This window comes from Streptomyces polyasparticus (genome assembly GCF_014493765.1).
Classification (GTDB): Bacteria; Actinomycetota; Actinomycetes; order Streptomycetales; family Streptomycetaceae; genus Streptomyces; species Streptomyces polyasparticus.
The window spans coordinates 1-5,028 of record NZ_JACTVJ010000069.1 but is presented as its reverse complement, the minus strand read 5'-3'; the positions used below and the strand labels follow the sequence as shown (position 1 = coordinate 5,028).

Annotated in this window: 2 rRNA genes; both read left to right on the top strand. The window is 57.1% G+C overall.

The features are described 5' to 3' along the window. Nucleotides 1–41 precede the first annotated feature (41 nt). Nucleotides 42–1,567 (top strand): 16S ribosomal RNA (locus H9Y04_RS45380). A 315-nt stretch (nucleotides 1,568–1,882) separates the two neighbouring features. Then, nucleotides 1,883–5,006 (top strand): 23S ribosomal RNA (locus H9Y04_RS45375). The 16S and 23S rRNA genes sit together here, the layout of an rRNA operon. Nucleotides 5,007–5,028: the final 22 nt, after the last annotated feature.

Below are 5,028 nucleotides of genomic sequence, written 5' to 3'. Positions count from 1 at the left end.
GTTCCGCTCAACGCGGATGGTGACCCGATTACGGGTAAACATTCACGGAGAGTTTGATCCTGGCTCAGGACGAACGCTGGCGGCGTGCTTAACACATGCAAGTCGAACGATGAAGCCCTTCGGGGTGGATTAGTGGCGAACGGGTGAGTAACACGTGGGCAATCTGCCCTTCACTCTGGGACAAGCCCTGGAAACGGGGTCTAATACCGGATACGACCTTCTTCCGCATGGTTGAAGGTGGAAAGCTCCGGCGGTGAAGGATGAGCCCGCGGCCTATCAGCTTGTTGGTGGGGTAATGGCCTACCAAGGCGACGACGGGTAGCCGGCCTGAGAGGGCGACCGGCCACACTGGGACTGAGACACGGCCCAGACTCCTACGGGAGGCAGCAGTGGGGAATATTGCACAATGGGCGAAAGCCTGATGCAGCGACGCCGCGTGAGGGATGACGGCCTTCGGGTTGTAAACCTCTTTCAGCAGGGAAGAAGCGAAAGTGACGGTACCTGCAGAAGAAGCGCCGGCTAACTACGTGCCAGCAGCCGCGGTAATACGTAGGGCGCAAGCGTTGTCCGGAATTATTGGGCGTAAAGAGCTCGTAGGCGGCCAGTCGCGTCGGGTGTGAAAGACCGGGGCTTAACCCCGGTTCTGCATTCGATACGGGCTGGCTAGAGTGTGGTAGGGGAGATCGGAATTCCTGGTGTAGCGGTGAAATGCGCAGATATCAGGAGGAACACCGGTGGCGAAGGCGGATCTCTGGGCCATTACTGACGCTGAGGAGCGAAAGCGTGGGGAGCGAACAGGATTAGATACCCTGGTAGTCCACGCCGTAAACGGTGGGAACTAGGTGTTGGCGACATTCCACGTCGTCGGTGCCGCAGCTAACGCATTAAGTTCCCCGCCTGGGGAGTACGGCCGCAAGGCTAAAACTCAAAGGAATTGACGGGGGCCCGCACAAGCAGCGGAGCATGTGGCTTAATTCGACGCAACGCGAAGAACCTTACCAAGGCTTGACATACACCGGAAAGCATTAGAGATAGTGCCCCCCTTGTGGTCGGTGTACAGGTGGTGCATGGCTGTCGTCAGCTCGTGTCGTGAGATGTTGGGTTAAGTCCCGCAACGAGCGCAACCCTTGTCCCGTGTTGCCAGCAAGCCCTTCGGGGTGTTGGGGACTCACGGGAGACCGCCGGGGTCAACTCGGAGGAAGGTGGGGACGACGTCAAGTCATCATGCCCCTTATGTCTTGGGCTGCACACGTGCTACAATGGCCGGTACAATGAGCTGCGATACCGCGAGGTGGAGCGAATCTCAAAAAGCCGGTCTCAGTTCGGATTGGGGTCTGCAACTCGACCCCATGAAGTCGGAGTTGCTAGTAATCGCAGATCAGCATTGCTGCGGTGAATACGTTCCCGGGCCTTGTACACACCGCCCGTCACGTCACGAAAGTCGGTAACACCCGAAGCCGGTGGCCCAACCCCTTGTGGGAGGGAGCTGTCGAAGGTGGGACCAGCGATTGGGACGAAGTCGTAACAAGGTAGCCGTACCGGAAGGTGCGGCTGGATCACCTCCTTTCTAAGGAGCACTTCTAAGCAGTCGGCTTGCTGACTGTTCAGAGGCCAGTACATCAGCGAATGTCTGATGCTGGTTGCTCATGGGTGGAACGTTGACTATTCGGCACTCTCGGATCAACTCCTCTTCCTAGTACTGCTCTTCGGAGCGTGGAACGGAACGAGAAGTGGGCGAGGGTGCCGGGCACGTTGTTGGGTATCTGAGGGTACGGACTTTGTCCCGACCTCAATGCCGGCCCCAGTGAACTTCACTGAATCAGTGAGGGTGATGGGTGGTTGGTCGTTGTTTGAGAACTGCACAGTGGACGCGAGCATCTGTGGCCAAGTTTTTAAGGGCGCACGGTGGATGCCTTGGCACCAGGAACCGATGAAGGACGTGGGAGGCCACGATAGTCCCCGGGGAGTCGTCAACCAGGCTTTGATCCGGGGGTTTCCGAATGGGGAAACCCGGCAGTCGTCATGGGCTGTCACCCACTGCTGAACACATAGGCAGTGTGGAGGGAACGAGGGGAAGTGAAACATCTCAGTACCCTCAGGAAGAGAAAACAACCGTGATTCCGGGAGTAGTGGCGAGCGAAACCGGATGAGGCCAAACCGTATACGTGTGAGACCCGGCAGGGGTTGCGTATGCGGGGTTGTGGGATCTCTCTTCTGTCGTCTGCCGGCGACAGGACGAGTCAGAAACCGTATGGATAGGCGAAGGACATGCGAAAGGTCCGGCGTAGAGGGTAAGACCCCCGTAGCTGAAATTCATGCGGCTCGTTTGAGAGACACCCAAGTAGCACGGGGCCCGAGAAATCCCGTGTGAATCTGGCGGGACCACCCGCTAAGCCTAAATATTCCCTGGTGACCGATAGCGGATAGTACCGTGAGGGAATGGTGAAAAGTACCGCGGGAGCGGAGTGAAATAGTACCTGAAACCGTGTGCCTACAAGCCGTGGGAGCGTCGCGCATCAAGCTTGCTTGGTGCGTCGTGACTGCGTGCCTTTTGAAGAATGAGCCTGCGAGTTAGCGGTGTGTAGCGAGGTTAACCCGTGTGGGGAAGCCGTAGCGAAAGCGAGTCCGAATAGGGCGATTGAGTTGCACGCTCTAGACCCGAAGCGGAGTGATCTAGCCATGGGCAGGTTGAAGCGGCTGTAAGAGGTCGTGGAGGACCGAACCCACCAAGGTTGAAAACTTGGGGGATGACCTGTGGTTAGGGGTGAAAGGCCAATCAAACTCCGTGATAGCTGGTTCTCCCCGAAATGCATTTAGGTGCAGCGTCGTGTGTTTCTTGCCGGAGGTAGAGCACTGGATAGGCGATGGGCCCTACCGGGTTACTGACCTTAGCCAAACTCCGAATGCCGGTAAGTGAGAGCACGGCAGTGAGACTGTGGGGGATAAGCTCCATGGTCGAGAGGGAAACAGCCCAGAACATCGACTAAGGCCCCTAAGCGTACGCTAAGTGGGAAAGGATGTGGAGTCGCAGAGACAACCAGGAGGTTGGCTTAGAAGCAGCCACCCTTGAAAGAGTGCGTAATAGCTCACTGGTCTAGTGATTCCGCGCCGACAATGTAGCGGGGCTCAAGCGTACCGCCGAAGTCGTGTCATTCCAGCACATACCCCCAACGGGGGCTGGGATGGGTAGGGGAGCGTCGTGTGCCGGGTGAAGCAGCCGCGGAAGCGAGTTGTGGACGGTTCACGAGTGAGAATGCAGGCATGAGTAGCGATACACACGTGAGAAACGTGTGCGCCGATTGACTAAGGGTTCCTGGGTCAAGCTGATCTGCCCAGGGTAAGTCGGGACCTAAGGCGAGGCCGACAGGCGTAGTCGATGGACAACCGGTTGATATTCCGGTACCCGCTTTGAAACGCCCAATATCGAGCCCATTAATGCTAAGCCCGTGAAGCCGTTCCGGACCCTTCGGGGAAAGGAAAGTGGTGGAGCCGGCGACCCAAGGTGGTAGTAGGTAAGCGATGGGGTGACGCAGGAAGGTAGTCCAGCCCGGGCGGTGGTAGTCCCGGGGTAAGGGTGTAGGCCGTGTGATAGGCAAATCCGTCACACATTAAGGCTGAGACCTGATGCCGAGCCGATTGTGGTGAAGTGGATGATCCTATGCTGTCGAGAAAAGCCTCTAGCGAGTTTCATGGCGGCCCGTACCCTAAACCGACTCAGGTGGTCAGGTAGAGAATACCGAGGCGTTCGGGTGAACTATGGTTAAGGAACTCGGCAAAATGCCCCCGTAACTTCGGGAGAAGGGGGGCCATTCCTGGTGACGAGATTTACTCTCTGAGCTGGGGGTGGCCGCAGAGACCAGCGAGAAGCGACTGTTTACTAAAAACACAGGTCCGTGCGAAGCCGTAAGGCGATGTATACGGACTGACGCCTGCCCGGTGCTGGAACGTTAAGGGGACCGGTTAGTCCAACTTCGGTTGGGCGAAGCTGAGAACTTAAGCGCCAGTAAACGGCGGTGGTAACTATAACCATCCTAAGGTAGCGAAATTCCTTGTCGGGTAAGTTCCGACCTGCACGAATGGCGTAACGACTTCTCGACTGTCTCAACCATAGGCCCGGTGAAATTGCACTACGAGTAAAGATGCTCGTTTCGCGCAGAAGGACGGAAAGACCCCGGGACCTTTACTACAGTTTGATATTGGTGTTCGGTTCGGCTTGTGTAGGATAGCTGGGAGACTTTGAAACGTGGACGCCAGTTCACGGTGAGTCGTCGTTGAAATACCAGTCTGGTCGTGCTGGATGTCTAACCTCGGTCCGTGATCCGGATCAGGGACAGTGTCTGATGGGTAGTTTAACTGGGGCGGTTGCCTCCCAAAGAGTAACGGAGGCGCCCAAAGGTTCCCTCAGCCTGGTTGGCAATCAGGTGTTGAGTGTAAGTGCACAAGGGAGCTTGACTGTGAGACCGACGGGTCGAGCAGGGACGAAAGTCGGGACTAGTGATCCGGCGGTGGCTTGTGGAAGCGCCGTCGCTCAACGGATAAAAGGTACCCCGGGGATAACAGGCTGATCTTCCCCAAGAGTCCATATCGACGGGATGGTTTGGCACCTCGATGTCGGCTCGTCGCATCCTGGGGCTGGAGTCGGTCCCAAGGGTTGGGCTGTTCGCCCATTAAAGCGGTACGCGAGCTGGGTTTAGAACGTCGTGAGACAGTTCGGTCCCTATCCTCTGTGCGCGTAGGAATATTGAGAAGGGCTGTCCCTAGTACGAGAGGACCGGGACGGACGAACCTCTGGTGTGCCAGTTGTACCGCCAGGTGCATGGCTGGTTGGCTACGTTCGGGAGGGATAACCGCTGAAAGCATCTAAGCGGGAAGCCTGCTTCGAGATGAGTATTCCCACCCCCTCGAGGGGTTAAGGCTCCCAGTAGACGACTGGGTTGATAGGCCGGATGTGGAAGCCCTGTAAAGGGTGGAGCTGACCGGTACTAATAGGCCGAGGGCTTGTCCTCAGTTGCTCGCGTCCACTGTGTT